This window comes from Pseudomonas sp. A-RE-19 (assembly GCF_019956555.1).
Taxonomy (GTDB): Bacteria; Pseudomonadota; Gammaproteobacteria; order Pseudomonadales; family Pseudomonadaceae; genus Aquipseudomonas.
This window is the reverse complement of sequence record NZ_JAHBDQ010000070.1, coordinates 161,516-187,464: the sequence shown is the minus strand read 5'-3', so window position 1 is coordinate 187,464 and position 25,949 is coordinate 161,516. Positions and strand designations below refer to the sequence as shown.

Annotated in this window: 27 protein-coding genes and 3 pseudogenes; 19 read left to right on the top strand and 11 right to left on the bottom strand. The window is 55.8% G+C overall.

Annotated features, from left to right (window positions below):
* Nucleotides 1-135 precede the first annotated feature (135 nt).
* On the bottom strand, nucleotides 136-972 hold the full coding sequence (locus tag KGB14_RS26370; RefSeq protein WP_223490124.1) for a hypothetical protein: 837 nt from the start codon (nucleotides 970-972) through the stop codon (nucleotides 136-138).
* A gap of 108 nt (nucleotides 973-1,080) precedes the next feature.
* Between KGB14_RS26370 and KGB14_RS26365 the strand changes: the two genes are divergently transcribed.
* Complete coding sequence (locus tag KGB14_RS26365; RefSeq protein WP_223490122.1) at nucleotides 1,081-1,992, top strand: LysR family transcriptional regulator; 912 nt, start codon at nucleotides 1,081-1,083, stop codon at nucleotides 1,990-1,992.
* Nucleotides 1,993-2,111: 119 nt separating this feature from the next.
* On the opposite strand, the gene KGB14_RS26360 is transcribed toward KGB14_RS26365, so the two are convergent.
* The gene (locus KGB14_RS26360) at nucleotides 2,112-2,549 is read right to left on the bottom strand and encodes a bleomycin resistance protein (RefSeq protein ID WP_223490120.1); all 438 of its coding nucleotides are present in this window, start codon (nucleotides 2,547-2,549) and stop codon (nucleotides 2,112-2,114) included.
* Nucleotides 2,550-2,931: 382 nt separating this feature from the next.
* Between KGB14_RS26360 and KGB14_RS26355 the strand changes: the two genes are divergently transcribed.
* From KGB14_RS26355 to KGB14_RS26310, 10 genes are all read left to right on the top strand, one after another.
* Entirely contained in the window at nucleotides 2,932-3,294 is a 363-nt protein-coding gene (locus KGB14_RS26355; RefSeq protein ID WP_223488756.1) for a DUF6463 family protein, read from the top strand.
* Between the two features lie 491 nt (nucleotides 3,295-3,785).
* Complete coding sequence (locus tag KGB14_RS26350) at nucleotides 3,786-4,562, top strand: ABC transporter substrate-binding protein (RefSeq protein WP_223490118.1); 777 nt, start codon at nucleotides 3,786-3,788, stop codon at nucleotides 4,560-4,562.
* A gap of 103 nt (nucleotides 4,563-4,665) precedes the next feature.
* Nucleotides 4,666-5,355, top strand: a complete 690-nt coding sequence (locus tag KGB14_RS26345; protein ID WP_223490116.1) for an ABC transporter permease — start codon at nucleotides 4,666-4,668, stop codon at nucleotides 5,353-5,355.
* A 12-nt stretch (nucleotides 5,356-5,367) separates the two neighbouring features.
* A complete protein-coding gene (locus KGB14_RS26340) occupies nucleotides 5,368-6,066 on the top strand; it encodes an ABC transporter permease (protein WP_223490114.1) in 699 nt (232 codons plus the stop codon).
* 9 nt (nucleotides 6,067-6,075) lie between these two features.
* A complete protein-coding gene (locus KGB14_RS26335) occupies nucleotides 6,076-7,188 on the top strand; it encodes a succinylglutamate desuccinylase/aspartoacylase family protein (RefSeq protein WP_223490112.1) in 1,113 nt (370 codons plus the stop codon).
* An 18-nt stretch (nucleotides 7,189-7,206) separates the two neighbouring features.
* On the top strand, nucleotides 7,207-7,971 hold the full coding sequence (locus KGB14_RS26330) for an ABC transporter ATP-binding protein (protein ID WP_223490110.1): 765 nt from the start codon (nucleotides 7,207-7,209) through the stop codon (nucleotides 7,969-7,971).
* A 127-nt stretch (nucleotides 7,972-8,098) separates the two neighbouring features.
* The gene (locus tag KGB14_RS26325; RefSeq protein WP_223490108.1) at nucleotides 8,099-9,007 is read left to right on the top strand and encodes a MurR/RpiR family transcriptional regulator; all 909 of its coding nucleotides are present in this window, start codon (nucleotides 8,099-8,101) and stop codon (nucleotides 9,005-9,007) included.
* Between the two features lie 61 nt (nucleotides 9,008-9,068).
* Entirely contained in the window at nucleotides 9,069-9,389 is a 321-nt protein-coding gene (locus tag KGB14_RS26320) for an isochorismate lyase (RefSeq protein WP_223490106.1), read from the top strand.
* A gap of 78 nt (nucleotides 9,390-9,467) precedes the next feature.
* Nucleotides 9,468-10,085, top strand: a complete 618-nt coding sequence (locus tag KGB14_RS26315; protein WP_223490104.1) for a LysE family translocator — start codon at nucleotides 9,468-9,470, stop codon at nucleotides 10,083-10,085.
* 79 nt (nucleotides 10,086-10,164) lie between these two features.
* On the top strand, nucleotides 10,165-10,665 hold the full coding sequence (locus KGB14_RS26310; RefSeq protein ID WP_223490102.1) for a GNAT family N-acetyltransferase: 501 nt from the start codon (nucleotides 10,165-10,167) through the stop codon (nucleotides 10,663-10,665).
* 53 nt (nucleotides 10,666-10,718) lie between these two features.
* Here the strand turns inward: KGB14_RS26310 and KGB14_RS26305 are convergent, their stop codons facing one another.
* Together KGB14_RS26305 and KGB14_RS26300 are read right to left on the bottom strand one after the other, a co-directional pair.
* Nucleotides 10,719-11,315, bottom strand: a complete 597-nt coding sequence (locus tag KGB14_RS26305; protein ID WP_223490100.1) for a LysE family translocator — start codon at nucleotides 11,313-11,315, stop codon at nucleotides 10,719-10,721.
* 108 nt (nucleotides 11,316-11,423) lie between these two features.
* A complete protein-coding gene (locus tag KGB14_RS26300; RefSeq protein WP_223490098.1) occupies nucleotides 11,424-12,260 on the bottom strand; it encodes an AraC family transcriptional regulator in 837 nt (278 codons plus the stop codon).
* Between the two features lie 108 nt (nucleotides 12,261-12,368).
* Here KGB14_RS26300 and KGB14_RS26295 point away from each other — a divergent pair, with 108 nt between their 5' ends.
* A complete protein-coding gene (locus KGB14_RS26295; RefSeq protein ID WP_223490096.1) occupies nucleotides 12,369-12,530 on the top strand; it encodes a DUF2986 domain-containing protein in 162 nt (53 codons plus the stop codon).
* Between the two features lie 160 nt (nucleotides 12,531-12,690).
* Nucleotides 12,691-13,617 carry a transporter gene (locus KGB14_RS26290; RefSeq protein WP_223490094.1) on the top strand — a complete coding sequence of 309 codons (927 nt, stop codon included), beginning with the start codon at nucleotides 12,691-12,693 and terminating at the stop codon, nucleotides 13,615-13,617.
* Between the two features lie 99 nt (nucleotides 13,618-13,716).
* Here the strand turns inward: KGB14_RS26290 and KGB14_RS26285 are convergent, their stop codons facing one another.
* Nucleotides 13,717-14,415, bottom strand: a complete 699-nt coding sequence (locus tag KGB14_RS26285) for an ion channel (protein WP_223490092.1) — start codon at nucleotides 14,413-14,415, stop codon at nucleotides 13,717-13,719.
* A 209-nt stretch (nucleotides 14,416-14,624) separates the two neighbouring features.
* Between KGB14_RS26285 and KGB14_RS26280 the strand changes: the two are divergent.
* Both KGB14_RS26280 and KGB14_RS26275 read left to right on the top strand, forming a co-directional pair.
* A pseudogene (locus KGB14_RS26280) lies at nucleotides 14,625-14,981 on the top strand (transposase); the annotation flags it as partial.
* A 210-nt stretch (nucleotides 14,982-15,191) separates the two neighbouring features.
* On the top strand, nucleotides 15,192-15,659 hold the full coding sequence (locus KGB14_RS26275) for a DUF1203 domain-containing protein (protein WP_223490090.1): 468 nt from the start codon (nucleotides 15,192-15,194) through the stop codon (nucleotides 15,657-15,659).
* A gap of 324 nt (nucleotides 15,660-15,983) precedes the next feature.
* On the opposite strand, the gene KGB14_RS26270 is transcribed toward KGB14_RS26275, so the two are convergent.
* Nucleotides 15,984-16,562, bottom strand: a complete 579-nt coding sequence (locus KGB14_RS26270; protein WP_223490088.1) for a DUF4337 domain-containing protein — start codon at nucleotides 16,560-16,562, stop codon at nucleotides 15,984-15,986.
* Nucleotides 16,563-16,898: 336 nt separating this feature from the next.
* Here KGB14_RS26270 and KGB14_RS26265 point away from each other — a divergent pair, with 336 nt between their 5' ends.
* Together KGB14_RS26265 and KGB14_RS26260 are read left to right on the top strand one after the other, a co-directional pair.
* Entirely contained in the window at nucleotides 16,899-17,951 is a 1,053-nt protein-coding gene (locus tag KGB14_RS26265) for an alpha/beta hydrolase family protein (protein WP_223490085.1), read from the top strand.
* A 310-nt stretch (nucleotides 17,952-18,261) separates the two neighbouring features.
* Entirely contained in the window at nucleotides 18,262-18,660 is a 399-nt protein-coding gene (locus KGB14_RS26260; protein WP_223490083.1) for a hypothetical protein, read from the top strand.
* A 320-nt stretch (nucleotides 18,661-18,980) separates the two neighbouring features.
* Here KGB14_RS26260 and KGB14_RS26255 read toward each other — a convergent pair whose 3' ends face one another.
* Nucleotides 18,981-19,745 (bottom strand): tetratricopeptide repeat protein, encoded by a 765-nt coding sequence (locus KGB14_RS26255; RefSeq protein ID WP_223490081.1) that lies wholly within the window; start codon nucleotides 19,743-19,745, stop codon nucleotides 18,981-18,983.
* Between the two features lie 118 nt (nucleotides 19,746-19,863).
* Here KGB14_RS26255 and KGB14_RS26250 point away from each other — a divergent pair.
* Both KGB14_RS26250 and KGB14_RS26245 read left to right on the top strand, forming a co-directional pair.
* Nucleotides 19,864-20,026: pseudogene (locus tag KGB14_RS26250) on the top strand (integrase); the annotation flags it as partial.
* 197 nt (nucleotides 20,027-20,223) lie between these two features.
* Nucleotides 20,224-20,847: a DUF4157 domain-containing protein gene (locus KGB14_RS26245; RefSeq protein WP_223490079.1), complete on the top strand. Its 624-nt coding sequence runs from the start codon at nucleotides 20,224-20,226 to the stop codon at nucleotides 20,845-20,847.
* Nucleotides 20,848-20,972: 125 nt separating this feature from the next.
* Here KGB14_RS26245 and KGB14_RS26240 read toward each other — a convergent pair whose 3' ends face one another.
* The 4 genes and pseudogenes from KGB14_RS26240 to KGB14_RS26225 form a co-directional block, all read right to left on the bottom strand.
* A complete protein-coding gene (locus KGB14_RS26240) occupies nucleotides 20,973-21,557 on the bottom strand; it encodes a DUF4157 domain-containing protein (RefSeq protein WP_223490077.1) in 585 nt (194 codons plus the stop codon).
* 125 nt (nucleotides 21,558-21,682) lie between these two features.
* Entirely contained in the window at nucleotides 21,683-22,378 is a 696-nt protein-coding gene (locus tag KGB14_RS26235) for a tRNA (adenine(22)-N(1))-methyltransferase (RefSeq protein WP_317851054.1), read from the bottom strand.
* A gap of 670 nt (nucleotides 22,379-23,048) precedes the next feature.
* A complete protein-coding gene (locus tag KGB14_RS26230; protein ID WP_223490075.1) occupies nucleotides 23,049-23,942 on the bottom strand; it encodes a transporter substrate-binding domain-containing protein in 894 nt (297 codons plus the stop codon).
* Between the two features lie 507 nt (nucleotides 23,943-24,449).
* Nucleotides 24,450-25,887 (bottom strand): annotated as a pseudogene (locus tag KGB14_RS26225) (IS1182 family transposase).
* Nucleotides 25,888-25,949: the final 62 nt, after the last annotated feature.

Sequence of the window (25,949 nt, the reverse complement as noted above, 5' to 3'; positions counted from 1 at the left end):
TTATTATTGGGGGCAGCGAACTGTTGTGTGCGACACAGGAACAAACGAGTCCATCAGATTCAGCATGGACAAGTATGTGCGCATACACGTGAAGCGAAGACGTGAATCAATTGCTTTTATTGTTATTGGCGAAACTTAAACTGGATCTACGGAGGTGCGCCCGTAGAACAACTGGCGGGCATAGGCACTGAATTCAACATTGGGCTGGTCCACGTACGCGAACACCGCATTGAGCCTCAGCCGGTCCCCTTCCACCGGCGTCACCCGGTGCAATGAATAGCGGCCGCGGAACAATGTCAGGGTGCCGGGCACTTGAGGCAAAACCTCAATCTGCTGTGTTTTCGGGTCATCGAGGAATTGCCTGACCGCGTCATAACAATCGTCGTTTTCATTGCGCAGCATGCGCACGTACTCAAAATCCCCACCGGCGCTCGCCGCCTGGAGGGACAGCGTGACGCTGAAGTCGGAACGATCAAAATGCCAGCCCAATTCCTGCCCTGCGGTGAAGCCCTGCAAGTTAAGGGCGGCTAATGGATCGGCATGGCGATAGAGCGCGTCCAGAGCCAATACATCTTTGATGAAAGCAAGAACGTCGTCCGACTGATAGATCTGCCTGATCAAGTGCTCGGCCGGAATATCGGCATAGGCAACGGTGTCCTTTGCCGTATTCATCAACCGTCGTAGCGGGTGTGCCGGGTCAACACTTTCATCTTGAGGTTTGAAGTAAACCGTGTGGTTTTCCCGAAAATGAAACATGCGCGAATGCAGGGCGAGCGTCTGATCTGCCATCTTGATAACCGATGGATCACGAACAAAACCCGGGAAGATCGCGACACCCTCCTCTCCCAGCAGTAACTGGCTTTGAGCCACCAGTTCCAGATAAGCGGGGTTGGTGCGGTCAGTAATGGGGTAACGCTCAAGATCGATGATATCGCCCAGAGTTAGTGCAGGTTTGAAAGGCAGGGTAGTCATTTTTGTTGGTCTCCAGTGGCTCTGCTGGATTCAGATTGCATCGGCACAAAAAACAAGTCACGCTCATAATTTTACGCAATTTTGTGAATTATTTTCAGGTCGCTCGCCATGAGACTCACGCTGGATCACCTTGTGATGTTGCAAACCCTGTCGGAGGTCGACTCGGTAACGGCCGTTGCCGAGCGTTTATGGTTGACGCCCTCGGCAGTCAGTCACCGCCTACGCGAAGCCGAGCGGCGGCTGGGTGTAAGCCTGACGGAAAGATCTGGAGGAAAGCTCAGGCTCAGCCCTGCTGGCGCGCGCCTGGAACGAGCAGCCAAAGACATCATCGCAATACTCAATGAAGCCGAATCTGAAGCCAGGTCCATGGCCGGTGGCGTCACAGCGTTTGTACGCATGGGTGTCACCTCCTACGGCCCGTTTCGCTGGATTCCAAAATTCATCAAGCACTACTCAAGTCTGCGGCCAGACATCGAAATCACACTGGTGACCGTGCCCCGTAATGACGTTTACGCGAGCCTGATGCAAGGAAGACTCGATGTGTCCATCATCGATGACGGCATGGTGCCTAGCGGTGTCGCCAGGTTGCCGCTTTTTCGGGACGACTTGATTGCGATCATGGCAACCGATCATCCCCTTGCGGGAAGGAAAAATATCTACGCGCAAGACTTCAAGACCTACAACCTGGTGACGTATTCGACCGATCGCGCCAGCGGCTGGGAATATGACCGTTTCTTCGCCCCGGCCAGCATCTTGCCGCGCCGTATGATCACGGTGGAGTTGATCGAAGCCATCGTCGAGTTGGTGCGCTCAGGCTACGGAATCAGCATCTTGCAACGGGATTTGGTGACCCCCAGCCTTGAGCGCGGAGAACTTGCGTGGGCGGCCCTGAATGACGGTTTGGATATCGCCTGGAACGCAATCATTCGCCCCTCGGAACGGGAAGACAGTGAAGTCAATAAAATGGTTACAGAGCTTGATACCTGGATTAAAAGTGCAGGAAAACCTGAACACAGTTAATCGCTGGTTAGCGTGTGAAAATGGTTTCTTTGGATCGATTACAGCCCTTCGCGACAGGCAGCAATCGGCCAGAAGCGGTCGTTGAAATGCTCAGAATCGCGCTATGCAACATCACTTGTTCAGGCTATTGCTTGATGCTCGACTGCTCTGAAACCTAAGCTCTGAGTGAACCGCAACAGATAGCCATCTGGATCAAGCACCAAAAAATTAAGCTCTCCGTGCAGGCGCTCTTTATCTCGGTACCAGCACTCTTCAATGGGTCTGCGCAATTCAATACCAGCGTCTTCGATGGCCCTAGCCAAAGCTTTGGTATTAGAGCACTGAATCGAAAGATTCATCCCTCGGCCATAGGGTGATAATAGAGGGCCAACACGCCATGGAGACTCTTCCAAGTCATCCTGCTCCAGCATCAATTGGCTCCCTTGAAAGGACAGGAAAGTGAATTTGTCTTCAGGCCTTTCGTATTCAATTTGGAAGCCCAGAATCAGGCAGTAAAAATCTAAGCTTCGTTTTAAGTCAGAGACAATCATCTCTGGGACTAATGTGTTCATCTTCATAAACGGACTCCTTGTCGTTGGTAACATCCCTTAAGCAGTGGGATGGCTGTCCATCTCTGCTCGGCACTGTTTGTACCACGATATCTACTTATGGTCGCAATTCCGCGACCGACCGTTTTGGGTCGGTGTCTGCCTTTGCCCAGGGGCAGCAGTCGACCCATTGCTGCCGGTCACCAAGGGCAGAAATCGGCCGACTTCTGCCCTTCGCGACAGGGCGTCAATCGGCCAAAAGTGGGCGGTGGACACGCTGATGGCAAATGGGTAGCTTCATTAGCCGGCAGCAGTCCTTGCCGTCACCCATGCTGCGTTTCTCCCTGAGCAATGTCGCATTTGCCGTGACCACACTTCTCAGACAACCTTACCGTTACGGAGCATATAAGACATGTCAAACATCGTCGCATGGACCCTGTTCGCCCTAGGGGTTTTCCATATTCCATTCGGTATTATCAAGTTCAAAACAGCATTCGCCGCCGCTGTAGACTCTGGCTTCGTTGACCAATTCAAAGCGCATGAAGATCGGCGGACTGCCCTCTGGTTTACCATGCTGGGGCCGCTTTTTATGCTCGCAGGGCAGACATCGATTCACGCCGTAGCTGTTGGCGATCTCGCGCTACTTAAAATTGTTGGCATCTATGTGCTTATGATCTCGATCATTTGCGTCATTGCTGTTCCAAAATCGGGGTTCTGGGCAACGCTGCTGGTTTCTCCGCTGATCATCGCGGCAGGGTACGGCTTGTATGTCTGACAAACGGTTCATCCTTGACGATAGGCAACAATCAATTCCGATCGGTCGCCACCAGCAGCCATCGGCCAGAAGCAGCCGATCAGATCGAGTAACAACCCAGCGCATAGCCACAACCAAGGTTTTGGTCCTTTAACTCACGGACCGCCCTCTTCCATTTGATCGAGCTTGACGGCAATCCGCCACACCCAAGGCGAGACCGCTGTGGTCGCTCGAGTCGACGGAACGAAAAAATGCTTTGAAGGTAGCGGGATATTTGGACGAGATGAATTCCCGGTTCAATAGTCCCCCGCAGAACCGGTCAACAGAGTCGGCACCAACCGGGAACTGTCGCGCTTTGCCACGCCATGAACTGATATGTTTTTTTTCATATGCATTGCATATTGATTTTTATTGTGTCATTTATAGCTTCGCCGATCACAGGACTGATCCACCGCGCCAACCCGGATGGCGGGCACCCGTATCCCCCAAATGCCCTCCAAGGAGTCAACAATATGAACAAGACAGAACTTCTAGGTGCTCTGGCGCTATGCGCTTTCAGCTTCCTGGCACATGCCAACGAAGACAGCCTGCGTATCGGTATCGAAGCCGCCTACCCTCCCTTCTCCTTCAAGACACCAGAGGGCAACGTCAGCGGGTTCGATTACGACATCGGCAACGCCTTGTGCGAAGAAATGAAGATCAAATGCGAGTGGGTCATTCAGGAGTTCGACGGCATGATCCCGTCGCTCAAAGTGCGCAAGATCGATGCCGTGCTGTCGTCGATGTCAATCACAGAAGACCGGATGAAGTCCGTGGACTTCAGCAAAAAGTACTATCACACACCGGGCAAGTTCGCGATGAAGGCCGGCAACCTGATCAATGACCCTTTGGTGGACCTCAAGGGTAAGAAAGTCGGCGTGCAGCGCTCCTCGACTTACGATCGTTTTGCCACCGAGCAACTGGAAAAAGCCGGCGTCGTCGTGGTGCGCTACTCCTCACAAAATGAAGCCTTCCTCGATCTCGCCTCGGGTCGTCTGGACGCCACCCTCGCCGACATCGTCAACACCGATGAGAGCTTCATCAAAACACCGGCTGGCCAGGGCTTCGCACTGACAGGACCCGACATCAACGACCCGAAGTATTTTGGCCGGGGCGCCGGGATCGCCGTGCGCAAAGGCGACAGTGCCAACGTTGCGCGCCTGAGTGCCGCGATTGACGCCATTCGCGCCAATGGCAAGTACCAGCAAGTGATGGCCAAGTACTTCGCGTTCGATATCTACGGCGAGTAAGCCTTACCCCTGCCCCCTGACCCAAGACCCGGCGACGGCCCATTGCAGGCGTCCCTGGGGCTTGTCTTGCGCGCCTCGCGGCGCTCGCTTGAGGAACTTCATCATGCTCCACGGCTACGGATCGAGCATTCTCGATGGCGCCTGGCTGACCATAAATCTGGCCCTGACTTCCATGTCCCTGGCGATTGCCCTGGGTCTGATCGGCGCGGCATTGCGATTGTCACCACTCAAATGGCTGGCCATGCTCGGGGAAAGTTACACCACCCTGATTCGCGGTATTCCAGACCTGGTGCTGATCCTGCTGATCTTCTACGGTGGCCAGGATCTGGTGAACCGCATTGCCCTGGCACTCGGTTACACCCGCTATATCGACATCAACCCCTTTATCGCCGGCGTCTGCACCATGGGCTTCATTTTTGGCGCCTACCTCTCGGAAACCTTTCGCGGCGCCTTCATGGCGATCCCCAAAGGTCAGGCCGAGGCCGGCGTGGCCTATGGCATGGGCGGTGCGCAGGTGTTCTGGCGAATTCTGGTACCGCAGATGATTCGTTTCGCCATTCCCGGGTTCACCAACAACTGGTTGGTACTGACCAAATCCACCGCACTGATCTCGGTGATCGGCTTGCAGGACATGATGTTCAAAGCCAAGAACGCAGCGGATGCCACACACGAGCCATTCACGTTTTTCCTCGCCGTAGCGGCGCTGTATCTGATGCTCACCAGCCTGTCCTTGCTGGTGCTGCGCGCTCTGGAAAAACACTACTCAGTCGGCATCAAAGCCGCCGAATTGTGAGGGGAACCGCCCATGATTCTCGACTACAACCTGATTTGGGAAAACCTGCCGCTGTACTTCAATGGCGCCTTGTTGACCCTAAAAGTCCTGCTCATTTCCCTGGCCCTGGGTCTGGTATTGGCGATTCCACTGGCGCTGATGCGCGTGTCGCGATCGGCGCTGATCAACTTCCCGGCCTGGCTCTATACCTACGTGATTCGCGGCACGCCGATGCTGGTGCAACTGTTCCTGATCTATTACGGCCTGGCGCAGTTCGAAGCCGTGCGCCAAAGCGTGCTCTGGCCTTACCTCTCCAGCGCCACCTTTTGCGCCTGCCTGGCCTTCGCGATCAACACCAGTGCCTATAGCGCGGAGTTGCTGGCCGGCAGTTTGAAATCCACCCCCCATGGCGAGATCGAAGCCGCCAAGGCCATGGGCATGTCACGCCTGACCCTGTATCGCCGCATTCTCATGCCGTCGGCCTTGCGCCGGGCATTGCCGCAGTACAGCAACGAAGTGCTGATGATGCTGCAAACCACCAGCCTGGCCTCCATCGTCACCCTCGTCGACATCACCGGGGCCGCGCGGACTGTCAGCTCACGGTTCTATCTACCATTCGAGGCGTTTATCACCGCCGGTCTCATCTACCTCGTCCTGACCTTCATTCTGGTGCGCCTGTTCAAGTTGGCCGAGCGCCGTTGGCTGGCGTATCTGGCACCACGCAAGTACTAAGGAGCTGCAATGGAGCACATTCAATACATCTTGCCGTGGAGTGCATCGGGCACCGAACGAACGCTGACACTGTTTCGTTTTGGCAGTGGAGCACGCAAAGCGTACATCCAGGCGTCATTGCATGCCGACGAGTTGCCGGGGATGCGCGTCGCCGTCGAGCTCAAGCGCCGTCTTCTGGAACTGGAAACACAAGGCCGTCTGACCGGGGTGATCGAGTTGGTGCCAATGGCCAATCCGATCGGTATCGCCCAGATGTTCCAGGCCACCCATCAGGGGCGCTTTGAGTTCTCCAGCGGCAAGAACTTCAATCGCGACTTCCCGGAGTTGGTCGATGCCGTTGCCCCACTGTTGGAAGGCCGATTGGGAGACGATGCCGACGCCAACGTCGCGCTCATCCGCCGCGCCATGGGCGATGCACTCGCCGCCATGCCAGCACCGACCTCGGAACTCGACGGCCTGCGTCGCTTGTTGCTGCAACATGCCTGTGACGCCGATGTGGTGCTGGACCTGCACTGCGATTTCGAATCGATCATGTTGTTGTATGCGATGCCGCAACATTGGCCGCGCTTGCAGTCACTGGCCGCTCGCCTCGGCGCAGGGGTCACGTTATTGGCCGAAGATGCGGGCGGCAGTGCCTTCGACGAAGCCTGCGCCATTGCATGGTTACACCTGGCCGAGCTGTTTCCTGAAGCCAATATTCCCCTGGCGTGCACGGCCACCACCATCGAATTGCGTGGCATGGCAGACACCGAGCGCGGGCAATGCGTCGACAGTGCGCAAGCCATTCTCGGGTATCTCGCCGAACAAGGCCTGATCAGCGGTGACTGGCCAGCGGCGCCGCCGAGCCATTGCCAGGCCATGCCATTCGCTGGCGCGCAGTACGCCTGTGCGCCCCATCCGGGTGTGGTGAGTTTTCTGCAACCGCTGGGCGCGCAGGTCAAGGTCGGCGATCCGCTATTCGAGGTCATCGACCCGCTGACCGACCGCCATAGCGTGGTGAGCGCCAGCACCGACGGCATTCTCTATGCCCGCGAACGGCTGCGCTATGCCCAGCCTGGATTGTGGCTGGCCAAAGTGGCCGGTTCTACCCCCATTCGCCAGGGTCGCTTGCTCAGCGACTGATTCCAGAGAGTTCAAACCATGTACAAACTTGAAGTTCAAGACCTGCATAAGAGCTACGGCGCGCATCAGGTGCTCAAGGGCGTGTCCCTGCAAGCACAAGCCGGTGACGTGACCAGCATCATCGGTTCCAGCGGCTCTGGCAAAAGTACGTTCCTGCGCTGCATCAACCTGCTGGAGCAACCCAATGCGGGCAACATCGTACTCAATGGCGAGCCGCTCAAGCTGGTGGCCAACAAACTTGGCGGGCTGAAGGCGGCCGAACCCAAGCAGTTGCAACGCATGCGTTCGCAGCTATCGATGGTGTTTCAACACTTCAACCTCTGGTCACACATGAGCGCTCTGGACAATGTCATGGAAGCCCCGGTGCATGTGCTGGGCCTGGGCAAGAAAGAGGCACGGGAAAAGGCCGAGCACTACCTTGAAAAAGTCGGTGTAGCCCACCGCATGAACGCCTGGCCGGCGCATATGTCCGGCGGCGAGCAGCAGCGCGTGGCAATTGCCCGCGCATTGGCGATGGAACCGCAAGTGATGCTGTTTGATGAGCCGACGTCGGCGCTCGACCCCGAACTGGTTGGCGAAGTGCTTAAAGTCATGCAGGATCTGGCGCAGGAAGGCCGCACCATGGTGGTGGTGACTCACGAAATGGGCTTTGCCCGCGAGGTTTCGAACCAACTGGTGTTCCTGCACAAGGGCGTTGTCGAAGAGCGCGGCGACCCGCGTGAGGTGCTGGTCAACCCGCAGTCCGAACGCCTCCAGCAGTTTCTGTCCGGGAGTTTGAAGTAAGAGCGCCGCCCACCCATCCACTGCTCGGCGCTGCCCTGAGAAGGCTGGCTTCGGATACACTCCAGCCAACCTTGTCAGGGCATCAGGCACAGCCCTTCTTTCACCTTCAGGAAATGTTGAGCTGGATATGCCAACCCCATCGAAAGACACCACTGTCTATGCCGCGCCGGTCATGCGCAAACTGACGGAAATCGTTTCCGAACTGCCGCCGTCACTGCGCAAGGTGGCGGACTTTATCCTGCGTCACCCGCTCAAAGCCGCGACGCTGACCATCGAGGAGATGGCTCACGAAACATTGACTTCACCCGCCGCCGTCAACCGTTTGGCCAAAGCGCTGAACCTCGGTGGCTACAGCGGCATGAAGGCCGAGCTGGTCGCAACGTTGCAGCAGATGGTGTCGCCGGTCGACAAACTGCGCAACGAACTTGCCCATCGCCCGGGCGGCGCGTTTGGCCTGCATGAGCAACTCCAGAGCGCCAGCAGCAACCTGGCCACGGCGGCGACCAACAACTACGCCGACACCTTTGAAGCGTTCGTCACTCGCCTGACCACGGCACGCAAAATCTACATTCTGGGGTTCGGCAACAGTGTTTACTTCGCCGGCCTCGCCGCCTCGACCCTGATACCTTTTTGTGCCGAAGCCACGGCCATCAGCATGGAGGGTGGCAATGAAAATGCCGCGTACCGACTGGCCGCGATCACTGATCAGGACGTGTTGCTGGCGATCTCCCTGCCGCGCTACTCCCTCGACACCCTGCAACTGGCACGCTTCGCCAATGAACGTGGCGCATCGGTGCTGGCCATTACCGACTCACCCGCCTCGCCGCTCACCGGCATTGCCGAGCACACGCTGTTTGCGCCTTGCGATCACCCGGTGCTGACCAGCTCCAACATCGCCGTGCTAGCCTTGATCGAAGGCTTGGTCGCCGGCGTGATGGCGCGCAATAAAGAAGCGGTCAAACTGGCAACCGAACTGACTGAAAGCGTGATGTCGTACCTGCACATCCCTACCAGCGGTAAATCAGCGAAAAAGTGATTAACCCACCAATACCTCTTTCGAAAGCCCACGATTTTTTTCAGCAAACGGAGTCACCTACATGGAAGTTATCAATCAGTTGCAGCCCGCAGAATGTGAAGGCATGGAGGATATCCGACGCGAAATCGATGCCCTTGATCAGGCCGTTATCAAGCTGTTGGGCAAGCGTTTTCACTACGTGCTGGCGGCCTCGAAGTTCAAGACCTCGGCGACTTCGGTGCGTGCGCCGGAACGTTTCAAGGCGATGCTGGCGACACGTCGCGAGTGGGCCGAGGCCGAGGGCCTGAGCCCGGATGCAATCGAGAAGATGTACAGCGACCTGGTGAACCACTTCATTGCCGAAGAGATGAAACACTGGGCGGCTCATCAATCCGAAACCTGACTCTGGTGTCCGGGCTTTGGGTTGTGGAAAGACTTCACTGACGACCGTCCCTGGCCACAATACTCGCAAGGAATGCACATGATCGACGGTCCCGCCGTTTTGACAGTTTTTTTGGTTTACCTGGCCGGCGTCCTTATTCCAGGGCCAAATTTCGTTGCAGTAGTCCACAAAGCGGTGGCAGCTACGCGGTCAGAGGCTTTGGCCTTGGTAGCAGGCATCGTATTGGTCAATTTGTTCTGGGCCACCTGTGCAATCGCAGGTATCGGTGTTGTATTTGCTGCGTTCCCTTGGGCGGCGCTGATCGTAAAAGTTCTGGGGGCAGCCTATCTGATGTGGTTTGGATGCCGACTGCTGCTCAAGGCCGGGAAGAGCGTGCTTGCTCCCTGTAACAATGCTGTCGTCGGAAACTTTCGGCAGTCATTCATTCAGGGGGTCGTTACGAACATTGGCAATCCAAAATCCATGGCGTTCTATGCCGCTATTTTTTCAGCGGCAGCGCCTACCCACGTTTCACCAGGCACGTTTTTGTCGATGCTGGCAGTCGTAGTGGTGGTTTCGATGACTTGGTATGGAGTGGTCGCAATCGCTCTTTCGCAACCTAAGATCGCTTCAGCGTATCGAAGGAGGAAAAAAGCTATTGATCGACTGTGCGGCGGTTTGATTTTGTCTCTGGGGATCCGGCAGCTGGTTCAATAAAATAGACTGATTTTGGCCCAGGAGCGGACAGTTGTTCCACCGCACAATGACCAAGTAGTTCTACCAGGGAAGCGACCTTATGAAACCCGTCAGAATTCGTACCCTGCAAAGTACCGATGCTGAGGCGTTGCTGAGATTTGAATTGGACAATCGCGAGTGGTTCGAGCGTTTCATTGACGCGCGCGATGCCGCTTTTTACTCCGCACAGGGCGTCGCCGACCACATTGCGGCTTATTTATCCGGCTTTGCCGCCGGAACCTGGCACCCATTTGTCATCGAAGAGGCTGGCGGAAAAATAGTGGGTCGAGCGAACCTGAAAGGCATCGACACGTCCGAGCGGTCGGCAGAAGTTGGCTATCGAATTGCTCAACGCGCTTGCGGACGGGGACTGGCAACGCTGGCGGTGAGGCATCTGATCCAGGAGGCGCAGTTGCAGTGGAACCTCAAACAACTGGTCGCCAACGTATACGCAGAAAATGTCGGCTCGGCAAAAGTACTCGAACGGTGTGGCTTCTTGATCGAACCTGTATCCCGGCAAGAAGGGACAGAGCACGAGTATCGGTTTGGCCTTTTGATTTAGATGAGTGACAGCAAGCTGTGACTTACGTCGCCTCCGCCCAGGCAATGTTCGACCTACATCAGCACCGTCAACCAGGCTGACACCAGCAGCAAAAAAGCCAGCGCAGTGTTCATGCGTTTGAATGCCTGTGGCGAACCAAAAGCCCGGGCACTCCCTACGCCAAGCAACGCCCACAGGGTCATGCACGGCAAGGAGACCAACAAAAACATCAGCGACAACACCACCAGCCGCAGGGTCTTGTCGCCGCCACCGACAAATACGCTCACCACCGCTACCGCCATCATCCAGACCTTGGGGTTGACCAATTGCAGGGTGGCGGCGCCGAACACGCTGAGACCCTCGTCGCGCGCGGTGGTCGGGTCCAGGGACGGCGGCGTGCTTTGAAAGATCTGCCAGGCCAGCCAACTCAACCAGAGCACCCCGGCCCAGGCCATCGCCTGCTGCACACGCGGAAACCGCAGCAGTGTTTCACCCACGCCGAGCCCGACAGCAAACACAATCAGCGCCGCCGTCACGCATGCGCCAAAGATGATAGGCAGCGTGGCCCCCAGCCCCCGCCGCGAACTGTGGCTCAACACCAGAATATTGGTCGGTCCCGGAGTAATCGAGGCAACGAATGCAAACAACAGGAAAGGCAGCAACGATTCCATCGCTCAGACTCCCTGAAGTCGCATCGAAGGGATATAAAACAACAGCGAAAAAGACATGGCATGGACTCCTTGATCAAATAGGAAACCATGGTCGCGAGTCAGCGGAATTCAGTCTGGAAGGTTTGAGCAGCGCTTGCGGTAATCCGCGGGTGTGAGCTGGTAGGCACGGCGGAACCAGCGCCCCATATGGCTTTGATCGGCGAACCCGAGAGCACTGGCCACCTGCGCCGGCGACTCCCCCCGCGCCAGCAACTGTCGCGCTTTGGCCAGGCGCAGTTGGATCAAATAAGCATGAGGCGCCAACCCAAAGGCTGCCTTGAAGGCCCGCGTCAGACGAAAGCGATCAACACCACAGGCTTGAGCCAGATCATCCAGCCCGATGTCTTCGTAGACATGGGCATGCAAGTAATCACGCGCAACCTGGGCCACCAACGGCAGGCGCGGATCAAAGGCCTGACGCTTGCGCCAATCAAGGTGACCAGTCAGCGAACCCAACAAGGTGTCGATGGCGCTCTGGCGCACAATGCGCAAGTCGCCGTCATGGAGCGCGTGGAAAGCTTGAAAAATGGCAGTGGCCAGGCCCGGATCCTGGCTCAGCGTATCGGCAAAACCCGGCTGACTGTTGGTCGGCGCGTGTTCGAACAACGCGTGCAACTCCCGCTCCAGCCAGTGCGGATCGAGGTAGAGCATGGAATAGGTAAACCCCTCCTCCGTCGGCGCATGCCCATCGTGGATTTCCCCCGGCTCCAGCATGAATACCTTGCCCGGCGTACTGAGGTGGCGAACGCGCCGGCAATTGAATTGCTGCACCCCCTGCTCGGTGACCCCCACCAGAAAACTGTCATGCCAGTGCGGATCGTAGGCATGCCCCTGAAAATGGGCACGAATCGATTCAATCCCGGTATCGGCGTCCTGGGACAGCTCAATCCAGTTGCGTCTATCCACGGAAGGCTCCATAGGTCATGGTTCGGCATTGATCTGTGCAGACGACTAAATTACCGTGCAATGGAAAAGAACGTTTAGAAGATTTGTGCAGGTTGATGGTGAGGAAATATGAATCGTCGTAAAAAAATAAAGCAGTTATTAAAGGCTCACGCCAAAAAGGCCAGTGCCAAACTGGCACCGCCAAGCAAGTCTAAATACGTTAGTAAAGCTGACCGATTGAAACTGGCCGCTGAACCCGGTCTGGACCCGATCATTCCCCCCGAGAGCTGATCCATGAATCTTAAACACCCAATGCCTGCAATGGGTTGAATGATCAAACAGCCAGTGCGGCCACACAGTGCTGTTTGCCGCTATTTGTGCCAAACGGATGCAGATGCGCTACAACAATACATAGAACTTCAGGGGCCTGACAGGAAGCGAGCGAATGTGGATGAAACACAAACTCTGCATCGTCAGGCTGGTTCGGTTCGCATCCGCTTCGCTCATCATCGTAACTCCCGGTGCAGGCGCAGAGGATCTCGAACCCAGGACCTACGCCAATACGCCGGTCGGCATGAATTTCCTGCTCATGGGCTACAGCGATCTCCATGGCAACGTGACGGCCAACCCTTCAGTCCCGCTCCAGGATGCCAAGCTCAACATCAAGACTGTCGTGTTTGCCTTTGCCAGATCCCTGGACGTCTGGGGTCGCTCCGGGAAGTTCGATGTCATCGTGCCTGAGGCAAGATTGACTGGCTCTGCCCTGTTCGCCGGTGAACCCAAGGAGCGCAATGTTACGGGGTTGATCGATCCAAGATTCCGCTTCTCGGTCAACTTATATGGCGCCCCGGCGATGTCCTTGGCTGAATTCCCCAGCTATCAACAGGATGTGATTATCGGCGCCAGCCTGGCGATCACAGCGCCACTCGGCCAATACGACGCGAGCAAGCTGATAAATCTCGGCAACAACCGCTGGTCATTCAAGCCCGAACTTGGAATTTCCAAGCGTCTGGGGCCAGTGACCTTGGAATTATCCGGCGCGGGAACCTTTTACACCGACAATGACGAATTCCTCGGCGACCAGACATTTTCCCAGAACCCGATTTACCAGGTACAGGGGCATCTTATCTATGCCTTTAGCAACGGCGTTTGGGTTGCGCTGGATACGACCTACTTCGCTGGCGGGAGTACTTCAATCGATGGCGTCGGTAACCACGATTTTCAGGAAAACACACGTTATGGATGCACCCTCACGCTGCCGTTGAACCGGAACCATTCGGTGAAGCTGAATGCGAGTTATGGCGGACATACTCGCACGGGCAGTGAATACGATGTCATTGGCATCGCCTGGCAATATCGCTTCGGCGGAGGGCTTTGAAACGTGGGGCTTACGCTACATTCCATTCATGCATTAGCGAGACATTTTTCTGATGCTGGTGCTCACTAATGCCCGGAGGTGGCTTAGGAGAATCGAGAGTCACTTAATCTGATTCGATGGATAAAGACCGGCAAGCCGCGCTATCACAACACCCACGTAAAAGACGCCTGAAAATTCTTCAACCATCACCAGCGAGCGGGCGTGGTTGGTCAACGGGATAACATCACCGTAACCGGTGGTTGTGAGCGTCGTGAGGCTAAAATAGATCAACTTGAAGAAATTGCCGGGCTGTATGAAGTCGAAGTGGCCAGGGCCGAATGAGCCAGCGCTGGATATCTCGACCAGGGCATATACGAACGACCAAACGAAGCCCAGCATGATGTAACCCGCAAGCGCACCATGCAGCTTGTCCGCTGTAATTGGCCCGCGCTTGAGAATATAGCGAAGCACTCCGCTAAACGAGACTGCCAGAGACGCCGCATAAGATATCCCGGCAAGCTCAAGAATCGCGATACTTTCAGCCCACAACGCCGCCCATTGAAGGCCAATCCCTAGCAACGCCAGGCACAGTTTGAGGATGCCCCCTCGCCGAGTCTGCCTGGTGGCGAAAGCGCCCACGAGCAGCACGGTTGAAAAAAAAATGCCGAGCAACATGCGAGCAATTAAACCCTCCTCAAGAAAGGGAAACAGGAGGATCAATCCCAGTAAGAGCACCAACAGATAGGTGCAGGGCCCTAGCCCTATCACCATCTGAGCTAAATCCGCGTCGGATTCGTTTTTATCTTGCGGATTTTTCATACCGGTTTCCCTGAGGCCGAAATAACCTCGAGACCTGACGTTACACGGTTGAGTTCTGACGTTGCTTCAGAATAGTTGGCAGTGAAACTCTAGTCGTAAATGCATGTGAGAGCCTGACAAACAGCTATGGGTCGATTCTGTTGAAAAAGTAGCTCCCCTGTCTGGCCTGCGGCAATATCTCTGCATTGGCCAGCAGGGAAGCACGCAGCATGATGGGACAGTTATCGAGTGGGCAGGAACGACTGTTTTACTCGTTCAACCTTGAAGATCACATTCCAGCCAATCACCTTCTGCGCAGCATTGATCGGTGTCTTGATCTGAGCGACCTGCGCCATTACCTCGCCGATTTCTATTGCCCGATTGGGCGTCCGTCGATTGATCCTGAACTGACGATCCGCATGCTGATCGTCGGCTACTGCTATGGCATCCGCTCCGAACGGCGGTTGTGCGAAGAGGCCCATTTGAACCTGGCGTATCGCTGGTTCTGCCGGTTGAGCCTTGAAGATGAAGTCCCCAACCACTCGACCTTTTCCAAAAATCGACACGGCCGTTTTCGGGACAGTGAATCTCCGCAGGTGGTGGCGGCATCCACTGTGTGACCAGTCACCAACCTTTGGCTTAGTCTGGATCAACTCATTGCCCTATCCTGGACGTTTTCACACAGCCTGGACCCAAAGCAGCCGGTCGCGGCAGCTTGAATAAAGCAGCAAGAATCGGATAGTAAGTACTGTACGAGTTCCAGTCTGATAGGACTCCAAACCAATAGGAGTTCGACCATGGCGTTCCGTATAACTGGCCTTTCCCCCGAGCCATTCCAGTCACTGTTTGGATTGCCCGACCAAGAGCTGGCATCTCTTGGGATGAAGCGTTACATCGTCGACAGCAGCCCAGGCTTTCCTGACCGTATCGAAATGAAAGATGCGGAGCTAGGTCAGAGCGTGCTTTTACTCAACCATGTCTGTCAGCCAGCCAAGACGCCATACCGTGCCTCACACGCGATCTTCATACGGGAGTGGGCCACGCAAGCTTACGACGCAGTCGATCAGGTACCTGAGTCTATGCGAATCCGCCTACTATCACTTCGCGCCTTCACTGATGATGGGATGATGCTCGACGCCGACGTAGCTGATGGAATAGCAATAGAACCTGTAGTCACTCGGATGTTTGCCAATCCAGAGGTTAGTTACATTCACGTTCACAATGCCAAGCAGGGGTGCTACTCCGGGCGAATAGATCGGGCGTAGTCACCGCAGGTCTTGGTGGCTCGTCCTTCTGTCGACTCTGCCGGTCACCAACTGGCCGGTATTGGCCGTTTTTGCCCCTCGTCAAGGGCAGTAATCGGCCGATGCTGTTGGAAAAGTCGGTCTACCAAAACTGCCTGATCATTGACTGGTGTAAATGCCTTTTTTGCACGCTGCTACGTGAAATACGAGTCCGGATGCCTCTGCTAAAAGTAAAGATTTCAATCTCGGACGCGTACTTTCCTGATGCGCAAACCATGGCCGACTTTTTCAACACAATCGGCCATTAGTGGTCGTATTCAACAGGTGAACTTCTGAGCGCCTCGCTTAGATATGCAGCCAAGCCAGCGAACCCAACATGACGCCAACACCCGCTGCCCCAAACGAGATCCGCTTGAGCCATTCCTTACGCGTCAGCAAGGTAATGGCCGCCAGTGAAATTGCTATTTGAATCGCTGTCATTGCCTGGGCCCAGCGGTGATGCTGATGCAGCACCTGCTCTGACTTCTCGTCCCACTCTCTTGCCCCTTGTTCGAATGCTTCAGCCTTCTTGCGCGCCTCCTCCTTCTGTTCCCCGTACCGCCGCGCCTCAGCAACATAATGGGCGGAATCCAGCCCTGGGAGATGGCTTGCCAGATCCGACAGGTTCTGCCGGCTGGACTTGGCCTGGTAGTAATTCCACTCGTTGGCGGCTTCGGTTTTCTGGATGGCGGCGTTGTTTTTGTCCATGGCCGCCTCATTCTCCGTTGAGCCGGCCTGATAGCTCATCAGGGCGCCGACGGTCGCCATGATGGCTGTCATCACCGCAATCTTGCTGGCAAAGCTGTCGCCTTGTGCATGCGCATGATGGGTGGTGTGCTCAATATGTTGCTCGTGTGGGCTGGGGACTTCGAACTCTTCAGGCATGGATGTCGATCTTGGAGGAGTTAGTGGAGGTGGACGGCATTATGAATTGTCTCTGATTCTTTAGACACAAATGACTGGCAGCTAGTGGTCGGTTGTGGCCCTTCGCGACAGGCAGAAAACAGCCGATAGCGGCCCTTCGGACTTGCCCCGAAAGCCCGGCTGCTGACCGGTCAATGCAGATAACGAAAACTATGCATGTCAGTCGGAGTATCGGCTTTAATGTCGGTGCAGATTCACCTGCTCACGGCGCAGGATTTCTATAATTTGCGAGATGTGATGCACGCTATCGGTGGGTTCCAGGTTCTGAACCCTATCTAAATCAAGGAAGACAACCCATTGAAAACAGCTCTCGGCGCCCTGCTTTTAACCTGTCTGACGACCAGCGCTCTCGCTGACGTCAACTCTGTCGGCTTCCAATCCTACACCCTGCCGGACCCATACAATGAGCGTCCGCTGGAGATGGTCGTCTGGTATCCCAGTACAACGACCGTCACCCCACAGTTGATCGGTGACGATGTGGTGTTTGTCGGTGCTTCTGCGGTTCGCAACGCGCCACCCTCTGCTGGCGAGCACCCATTGGTGGTGCTCTCCCATGGATTCAGAGGCAATTGGAATAATCAAAACTGGTTGGCGAGTGCATTGGCCCATAAGGGTTACATTGTCGCAGCGGTCAACCACCCCGGCACCACGACCCATGATCGAAGCCCGCAAGCGGCGGCGCAGTTATGGCAGCGGCCCATTGACCTGCATCGGGCCATTGAGGCGGTCACCACTCAACCTGAAAAATTTGGCGTGGTCACAAAGCGTCAAATTGCTGTAGTGGGCCATTCACTCGGCGGCTGGACTGCAATGGAGATCGCCGGCGCTCGTTTCGACCCGGCCCTGTTTGCCCGTGACTGCAAACTCCATCCGCAGTTATCCAGTTGCACCAATTATCAAAAGATCAACCCTGAGAGTACTCCGGCATTAAAGGCTGGTCTGGCCGGCGATTTGCGCGATCAACGCGTCACCGCTGTGGTTTCTTTGGACCTGGGACTCTCGCGCGGGATGACAGATGAGAGCCTTGCGGCACTGCCGGTGCCGGTGCTAGTTATCGCTGCCGGCGCACCATCGGTGGAACTGCCTGCTCAGTTGGAGTCCGCCAACCTGGCCACACGCCTGCCCCAAGCGTCCAGCCGCTATGTCGAGATAAGTGACGCCAGCCATTTCAGCTTCTTGTCGATTTGCAAACCAGGTGCAGTGGCATTGCTCGAAGAGGACATTCCTGGCGATGGCATCATTTGCGGGGATGGCGACAATGCTCGCCCGCGCGAGGTAATCCAACAGCAGGTTACATCACTGATCACCGAGTTTTTGACGCAGTCCGCGAACAACAAAGTGGAGCTCTAGGATTGCTGGCACTCGGCAACTCAGCAGACCTGAAATTTGCGTAGGAGCGCAATTTTTGTGTCGAATCCAACCACCTATTACGATCAAAAACGTTTTTACACAGCCTCGGCCAGTAGCGGACATCGAGATAGCAAACCTCAAAAGAGCCGAGCACTGAGGCCATTGGCTATTTAAACAGCGGCCTTCTAGAACTTTTACCTGATTATCGGTCTATGTGGATAGGCACATCCGCTCGGTAAGCGCGAACCCGCAGGCTTCCCGCAGCCAGATGGCCACATGTCCAATTGTCAATCAGAGGTTGTCTTCGCTCATGAAATTCCATGATCCACGGATGGTGCTCTTTGGCCTGTTCGCGCTCGCGGCAGTGGGCTCGGCATCAGCAACACAAATGAAGACCTCAACCCCTGTTTCCGCAACTGAAGTGGCAGCCGCTCAGACTCCGGTCGAGGCTGCCGGCAACCCTTGGCCGACCTTGGCCAGTATGGCCGGCAAGCAACCAGGGCCATTGCTGGCCCATGACGACCGATACTGGCATGACGGCCGTTGGCACGATCGCAGAGACGATTGGCGCCGAGACGACTGGCGTAGAGATCAGTGGCGCAGAGAGCAAGCCCGCCGAGAAGCCGAACGTCATCGTTATTGGGAGCGCCCCGAGGATCGGGCCATGCGGCACCGCTACGAGGACGATCGCCGCTACTATCGTCGCTAGTGCCAAGCCACAGGATCAATCCGCCTGCAACACGCCTCCTGCATACACAGAACCCAGTGTGTTGCATCGACCGGTGAATCCACAGTCGATAGCTGCTATTTAAACAGGCAGCTATCGGCCGATTCTGTTGAAAAAGTCGGGTTTCTCAGGCTGCTGTAGGATGGGTCGGTGAAAGCCCCTCCTCAGCACGCTTCTACGCGTAGTCTCAGCCTGAAAGGCTCTGCGGACATTCGGGATTTCAATCTCCGACGCGTACTTTTCTGCCTTAAAAACCACGGCCGACTTTTTTAAGGGAATCGGCCAGAAGTGGACTCAGAAACTCAACCATGTACCAAGTAGGCCCCTAACGGAACCCGATATCGCAGCTTTTTGCAGCTGCCGGGTTTGGGCTGATGCCCCGGCGGGCGATCAGGAAACCAGATTCGGCATCTACCCGGAGGCGGCCAATGGCCGCGGGGAATCTCAACCTCATCGTACCCGGGCGCTGGCTCGACGGAAGCCATTTGCAATTCTCCTTCGGGCCGAGGTCTGTCGGCCGTCGGTGAATCCGATACCCGATCTGCCTTTGCGCGAACGAAGTTGCCAGCGTCGCGCCCAGTGTCCGGAGTGGATGGTTCAGCAATGGCCGTCTCTGCTTCGAGGCGCCTTTGAGTCTCCTCTTCCAGCCCCTTCTGTACTGCGATCAGGTCCTCTTTGGCATTGGGTGGGGTACTCGAAGCCTGGGCCTGCTGCGCCGCCTGGATCAATTGGAAGTTGCGGTTGCGTAACGCGACGTTGCGACCAACCCGCATGTTCGAGCGCACCGCCAACGTTTCAGCCTGCTGGTACTGCCCCTGCTGAAGACGCAACACACCGAGGTAATGCAGCGTCGCGGGATTGTTAGGCTGGATATGCAGGGCACGCTCCAGCGTGGCAGCGGCTTGGTCCAACTGGCCATTCTCATACTGCCGCGAGGCGGTTTCGATCAGGGTGGTTGATGCGCTGTTACTTTGCGAGGGCACACTTCGCTCGGCAGCAACCGAACAAAGCGACGCGACGGCGCAGAACGCCAAGATGAGACCCGGCAGAAAACTCTTGGTTGGCATCAGGAGGCGGACTCGGCTGATCTAGGAAGGCACTGCCGTAAAACAGGCCACAGCGCTGCTCGGCATCTCCGATACAGGGCCGCAATTGACCTGGCAAGTACCTTGAAGTTCCCGCTTGGGGTGGGCGGCCATTGGCCTTGAACCAGCCTTGTACGGCACTCACACGCTACGACGAACCTGTCCAACTCCCACGTGGTCATACGAAACTTGAAAGCACCGTCAGGTACCTGGAAATCGAGGTCGATGATGCTCTTGAAATGGCGGAACAGACGGAAGTCTGACTTCCACTGCGACGGTAGCAGTTAGACCGTCGCTTTCCGGCCAGGCGCGGCCTTTCAGGCAATGCTGGAGGTGGCCTGAAAAAGTTGTGGAACTCAGGGAATCGAACGGTAGTCGCAACGGTCCAACACCTGGCATGACAACGCGCGCGAGATGCAAAGTATCGTTTGCCGACCACCATTGCCTTTGGGAGAACCCATTGTTAACTGTTTTTTTGCGTCAAATTTTCCGGTTTGCGATACCGCTCTTTTCCGTCGGCACTTCGTCCGCTGTTTTCGCCTGCCCGGAAGGACAGTACCAAGTCTGCATGGTCGCTTGTTTCTGTGCTCCAGGCTCCAAAGAGGAAACCGGGGAGATTTTCGAAAACATGAACCAAATGGCGGCCTCTGGATTGCAGAGTTGGATTGTGCAATCGCGCAATACCGCGGCAACTGGCGATATTCGGACAATCCCGCTGAATATCCGAGCCCAGCTCGAACCCTACTATGACATCCAAGTGCTCGATTCGGCTCGCTACAAGGTAGGCGATGATGGGGAGCTGAACGCCGCACACACCATGCTGCAGAATCCCGATGTAACTGCGGTCACCCTTATAGACATCATCGTCTTTCGCAGTCCCGATGATGCACTTAACAATGTCGCGCTATGGGCGCATGAGTTGAAACACGTGCAGCAGTACCTGCAATTGGGCGTTCGCGAGTTTGCCACTCGCTATACCCGTGATTACACAACCGTTGAGGCACCTGCCTACGAGATTCAAACCCAGGTAGCCAGAGCGCTAAGAGTCAGCGTGGCCCAGACAGAGCCTCCTCGAAATCCTTGAGTTCAAAGGGTGAAACCTAGTCGGCTAATGATGGATGAGTTACTTGAAACGCCCCGTAATAGACATTTTTTAACGTCCGCAAAGGGTCAAATGCACCCCTTGCGACGGGCAGATTCACAATTTCTTCAGTAAGTCCCTTCCCGCACCAACCGTCTGACCTCAGCCTGTATGGCATAAGCCGGCGCCTCTACAGCATTGAAGTCGTGTGTATAGCGCTGGGCAAACCCTTCTACTCCCCATTCCTGATACTGCTGCACATGCTTTAATTCGTGAGCCCAGAGCGCGATGTTCTGTTCTGCGGTTTGAGCGTCCCGGAAGAGGATGATGTCGATCAGCGTCACGGCGCCGACATCTGGGTTTTGCAGCATGGCAGTGGCGGCGCTGAATTGGCCATTGTCGCTAACTTTGTAGCGCGCGGTATCGAGGACGCTGGAGTCGTACCACCGCAGCAGTTGCTCCCGGATGTGCGGTGGAATGGGTTGGACGCCGGCGTTGACTGCTTCATCGCAGGCTTGGGTCAGCCATAGCGCCAGGGCAGGTGCAGCGATCTGGTAGATGCCATCCGGCAGCTGCCCTACGTCTGGCAGGCAGATGCAGCCGTCCAGGCACACTTGTTTCTCGCCAGCCGGACAGACGTTGGTCTGGGCTGGCACTTCAAGCGTCAGGCAAAGAACAAACAGCGCCACCAGGCGCGTGGTGATGGGCGACATTGGCGCTCCTGGGACAGCGCGAACAGTGGGTCACAATTGATCGACGACCCGCGTAGCTTTAGCGTAGCCCCGAACCCAGCGCCCCCAGGATAATCGCAGGAAGCGACAGACCACCTTTATCGTGCTCAAGCCAGCAGTTCGGTGATCCACCGGGCCTGCCGGGCGATGTCTTGCACCTTCTCTTCGGGAACGGCCTGCCGCGCCCGGGCGAAGTTGGCCAGGGTCTTGTGCTTCTGGCGCAGCCTGCGCTGCCACTTGGACAGGAACGCCGGACTGCGTGCCTGCATCTGCAGCGGGCCGAAGTACAGCTCCTCGGGGGTATACATCACCGGCCCGGCGCGCTCGGCGACAATGATTTCGTAGTCGAAACGGTTTTCCCGCAGCACTTCCTCGCAGAGGATGCGGTAGCCATTTTCCATCAGCCATTGGCGCAATGGCTGCTCGCCGCCGTTGGGCTGCAGGATCAGGCGTTCCTGGCCGCTCAGGCGTGCCTTGCCGCTGTCGAGAATGTCGCGGATCGTCTCGCCGCCCATGCCACAGATGCTGATCGCCGTGATCCCGTCTCCCGGCTCGATCGCCGCCAGGCCATTGGCCAGGCGCACGGTGATCCGCTGGTCCAGGCCGTTCTCGCTCACGGTGCGTTCGGCCGAGCGGAACGGCGTCAATGCCACCTCGCCGGCCACCGCCATCGCGATGGCGCCACGACGCATCAACGCCACCGGCAGGTAGCCGTGATCCGAGCCGATATCGGCCAGGCGCGCACCTGCTGGCATATGCGCCGCCACACGCTCCAGGCGCATGGACAATGTCTGTTCGTTCAACTGCAGTTCCTTTTCACCACGAATATCCGGCACCTTTGGCGCTGGTGCGAGCGGTCCATCATGCTTGGTGAGGGAGGCAGGGTAAAGCGCCGGCGCGGGTTGTAACTTTAGAAAACAAAGTCGGCTTTGGGCAATCGATCGCGACCGTCCCGGAATCGACCCAAACCGGTCAGTTGCCACAGGCAGAAATCGGCCAATTCCAAACATTGGTGCTTTCGCTTCAAAGAAGACGTTCGCACCCACTCAAGTAGTACTAGGCGTTGCTTAAAGGCGGTCTAGCCGCAAGGCTCAGATAATTCCGTCCGGAATGGATGCATGAAATTATTGACGTGTCCGAAAATTACATTGCTAAGTTTCGAATACTTGAAATGTATGAGAGTACGCAACCGCCCGGTTTTGTACTCAATTAAGTGAATGGAGCCAACTCTTTGTTTTAAAAGGAAAGCCAAATAATTTTGGCTTTGCGTCTGGAACCCCTTTTAGGTTCGACTCCATTAGATCGATGATCGATAAATCAGCCATGATGAAACGATCGACTGTCTTCAGTCGAGGGCCTTCCGCCTCTCAACGAGCGTGAGTACCGACCCGATGCGATTCGGAACCGGCAGCTGCTCGCAATGACCGAGTTAAGTCGGACTTTTGTGTCGTTTGCTCAGGTATTCGTCAAGCTTTACAGCGCTGGTTTGTCACTGCGCGCCTTGAGATTGGCTTTGAGCTGTTCGCTCATCGGCATGTTCAGATTCATTCCTTTTGGAGGAATCGGTGATTGAAACCACTTGGTGTATAGCCTTTCGAATTCGCCTGACGTCATGAGACGGGTTATGGTGCCATCGACCAATTCCTTGAATTCAGGATCATCTTTGCGAAGCATGCAGCCGTAGGGTTCGACTTGCAACGCATCACCCACGACTTCGAGCGAGTCGGGATTTTTGGAGTTCGCCATGAGGCCAAACAGCAGGATATCGTCCATGGCAAACGCCACGGCACGATCATTTTCAACCAGCGCCAAGGAGTCGTCATAGTCTTTGCCCAAGACGACCTGTACGTCTAGATTGTTGTCGGCACTGTATTTGCGGAGGACCTTCTCGTTCGTGCTGCCGACGGTGCTGGCGACAGTCTTCTTTGCGAGATCGGCGTAGTTCTTTATGCCGGAGGTCTTCTTAGTCAATAGGCGCGTGCCGGTGTAGAAATGGCTAATTGCAAAAGCCACGTCGTTGCCCCGCGCAGCGTTGTTGGTGGTGGATCCGCACTCCAGATCGTAGGTGCCGTTGACCAACAACGGAATGCGGGTTTGCGAAGACACAGGAATGTAAGCCACTTCTAGATTCGGCTTCTTGAGCTTCCTGCGCACATCATCAACGATGGCATCGGTTAAATCGACAGAGAAACCCACGGCTTTGGTGGGACTAATCAAGTAGCTGAAGGGTACCGATGCCTCGCGGTAAGACACGGTGATTTTGTTACTATCGGCAACTTTTTTGAGTGTCTGTGAGTTGGCGTGAGATGCGATGGCAGACAAGCCTGCGGCGAGGATTGTCGCTGCTACGAAATATGAGGTTTTCATGGGACTCCCTTGAAAGTATGAAAAAGACAAAAGCATCTCAAAAACACACTGACAAATGTAAAGGATGAGCGCCAATTTCCGGCGTATCTATGAAACGTTAGATCAAGAAACTGAGTCATGTTGCGAAATCGCACGAAGTCCATCGCGATGTTCGGGCGACAGATTAGGTAGTTTTCATTAAATTAATACCGCTCGCTGACACTTAGGCGCATCTAAAGCCTGGGGCTTAACGTATCGATCAATATGGACGCCGGGCAATGAAGCCGCGTAGCGCCGGGTTAGGCCAGACGTTGAATGTCTGCTTCCCAAGCCGGCTACTTCCGCTTTGGGTCCAGGCTGTGTGAAAACGCGCTAAACACCTCGAAAACTAAGGGTCGCGAAGGTTGCCTATGGAATCAGCGGGCGGAAGCGCGAATTAGCTTAGTCAGTGACATAGACGTCCGTAATGCCGTTTGGGCCGCGGCAGCGGCCCAATCGGCTTCTAACTGGCGGGCCAAGCGGCTGGGCTCACGCCCTGATCGCATCAAGCAGTCCTGCGATGCCGAAGATGCTCATCATTCGTTTGAGGTTGTAGGCGAGCACATGAAGGCTCATCTCAGTGCTCACTCTAGGCAGGGTTTTGGTCAGGAAGTGGGTACTTCCCATCCAGAACTTGAGCGCTCCAAAAGGATGTTCAACGGTCTGTCGACGAACCCTCATCATCGCTGGATCATGTTCTAGCCGAACTTGCATCGCATCGACTACAGCCTCATGTTCCCAGCGTTTCACACGGCGCTCCTTACCCGTCGTACATTGCTTTTGCATTGAGCAGGACTGACAGCCCGAGAAGTAGTAACAATGCAATAACATGCCGTCTTCCATCGACGAATGCCGCCTGGTTAGTAACTGCCCCGCAGGGCATCGATACTCGTCCGACGCCGCAAGATAGATGAAGTCCTGCTTACCAAATCGGCCTTCGGCTTTGCTGCCAGATGTGAGGGGTTTCGGTACGAAGGTAGTGATGCCTGCTTGCTCGCAAGCGAGGATTTCCAGTCCTTTGTAATAGCCTCGGTCGGCCACCACCGTTAGCGACTCAGCCTCGATTTCTTCACGCGCTTGGTTCGCCATATTGCTCAGTTGCCCACGATCATTACCAACGTTGATCACCTCATGGGCAACGATCAGATGGTGTTTGTCGTCGACAGCTGTTTGTACGTTGTAGCCAACCGTTCCGGTGCCTCGGCCGCTCGTAGCCATTGAGCGTGCATCTGGGTCTGTGAGGGAGATCTGTTGGTCTGGACTTTCGTGGAGCTGCTCCTCGATTTCCTTGAGTTTCTGCATCTGCTTTTTCAGTGTTTCTATCTTTTCTTTAAGCTGCTCTGCTTTGGACTCGGCCACCTCGGGGGTTGCCCGATCCGCCGAATCCATTGCCGCCAGATATCGATCAATGCTCTGCTCGATCTGCTGCATGCGTGCCTTCACCTTGCCCTGAGTGAAGTTGCGGTCGCGATTATTGACGGCTTTGAATTTGCTGCCGTCGATGGCGATGATCGATTGGGAGAAGAGATTGAGGTTGCGACAAAGAACTACGAACTGGCGGCATACGCTGCGAATGGCTTTGCCGTTGTCTTTGCGAAAGTCGGCAATGGTTTTGAAGTCCGGAGCCAAACGCCCCGTTAGCCACATCAACTCGACGTTGCGCTCGGCCTCACGCTCAAGTCGGCGGCTGGACTGAATCCGATTGAGATAGCCGTAGATATAGATCTTCAGCAACACCGCTGGGTGATAGGGCCGGACGACCAGTTGCGGCAGGATCGACGCCCTCAAAACCAAGTGCGCCCAGGTCGAGTTCATCGACGAAAACATCGACCACGCGCACTGGATTTTCTTCGGCCACGTAATCGTCCAGACACTCCGGCAGCAAGGTGACTTGCGTCCGAGCCTCACCTTCAATAAATCGCTTCATGATCGCCCCCGCTACGATCTCGACGATCAGAAGATTAGACAATTGCGGGAGTTTTCACACAG

Excerpts from the sequence above, each read along its gene's own strand:
- KGB14_RS26330 (WP_223490110.1), top strand. The coding sequence starts at position 7,207 with ATGTACAAACTTGAAGTTCAAGACCTGCATAAGAGCTACGGCGCGCAT.
- KGB14_RS26325 (WP_223490108.1), top strand. The coding sequence starts at position 8,099 with ATGCCAACCCCATCGAAAGACACCACTGTCTATGCCGCGCCGGTCATG.
- KGB14_RS26315 (WP_223490104.1), top strand. The coding sequence starts at position 9,468 with ATGATCGACGGTCCCGCCGTTTTGACAGTTTTTTTGGTTTACCTGGCC.
- KGB14_RS26295 (WP_223490096.1), top strand. The coding sequence starts at position 12,369 with ATGAATCGTCGTAAAAAAATAAAGCAGTTATTAAAGGCTCACGCCAAA.
- KGB14_RS26275 (WP_223490090.1), top strand. The coding sequence starts at position 15,192 with ATGGCGTTCCGTATAACTGGCCTTTCCCCCGAGCCATTCCAGTCACTG.
- KGB14_RS26320 (WP_223490106.1), top strand. The coding sequence starts at position 9,069 with ATGGAAGTTATCAATCAGTTGCAGCCCGCAGAATGTGAAGGCATGGAG.
- KGB14_RS26260 (WP_223490083.1), top strand. The coding sequence starts at position 18,262 with ATGAAATTCCATGATCCACGGATGGTGCTCTTTGGCCTGTTCGCGCTC.
- KGB14_RS26360 (WP_223490120.1), bottom strand. The coding sequence starts at position 2,549 with ATGAAGATGAACACATTAGTCCCAGAGATGATTGTCTCTGACTTAAAA.
- KGB14_RS26285 (WP_223490092.1), bottom strand. The coding sequence starts at position 14,415 with ATGAAAAATCCGCAAGATAAAAACGAATCCGACGCGGATTTAGCTCAG.
- KGB14_RS26230 (WP_223490075.1), bottom strand. The coding sequence starts at position 23,942 with ATGAAAACCTCATATTTCGTAGCAGCGACAATCCTCGCCGCAGGCTTG.
- KGB14_RS26345 (WP_223490116.1), top strand. The coding sequence starts at position 4,666 with ATGCTCCACGGCTACGGATCGAGCATTCTCGATGGCGCCTGGCTGACC.
- KGB14_RS26290 (WP_223490094.1), top strand. The coding sequence starts at position 12,691 with ATGAAACACAAACTCTGCATCGTCAGGCTGGTTCGGTTCGCATCCGCT.
- KGB14_RS26340 (WP_223490114.1), top strand. The coding sequence starts at position 5,368 with ATGATTCTCGACTACAACCTGATTTGGGAAAACCTGCCGCTGTACTTC.
- KGB14_RS26270 (WP_223490088.1), bottom strand. The coding sequence starts at position 16,562 with ATGCCTGAAGAGTTCGAAGTCCCCAGCCCACACGAGCAACATATTGAG.
- KGB14_RS26370 (WP_223490124.1), bottom strand. The coding sequence starts at position 972 with ATGACTACCCTGCCTTTCAAACCTGCACTAACTCTGGGCGATATCATC.
- KGB14_RS26350 (WP_223490118.1), top strand. The coding sequence starts at position 3,786 with ATGAACAAGACAGAACTTCTAGGTGCTCTGGCGCTATGCGCTTTCAGC.
- KGB14_RS26365 (WP_223490122.1), top strand. The coding sequence starts at position 1,081 with ATGAGACTCACGCTGGATCACCTTGTGATGTTGCAAACCCTGTCGGAG.
- KGB14_RS26310 (WP_223490102.1), top strand. The coding sequence starts at position 10,165 with ATGAAACCCGTCAGAATTCGTACCCTGCAAAGTACCGATGCTGAGGCG.
- KGB14_RS26305 (WP_223490100.1), bottom strand. The coding sequence starts at position 11,315 with ATGGAATCGTTGCTGCCTTTCCTGTTGTTTGCATTCGTTGCCTCGATT.
- KGB14_RS26255 (WP_223490081.1), bottom strand. The coding sequence starts at position 19,745 with ATGCCAACCAAGAGTTTTCTGCCGGGTCTCATCTTGGCGTTCTGCGCC.
- KGB14_RS26355 (WP_223488756.1), top strand. The coding sequence starts at position 2,932 with ATGTCAAACATCGTCGCATGGACCCTGTTCGCCCTAGGGGTTTTCCAT.
- KGB14_RS26335 (WP_223490112.1), top strand. The coding sequence starts at position 6,076 with ATGGAGCACATTCAATACATCTTGCCGTGGAGTGCATCGGGCACCGAA.
- KGB14_RS26240 (WP_223490077.1), bottom strand. The coding sequence starts at position 21,557 with ATGTCGCCCATCACCACGCGCCTGGTGGCGCTGTTTGTTCTTTGCCTG.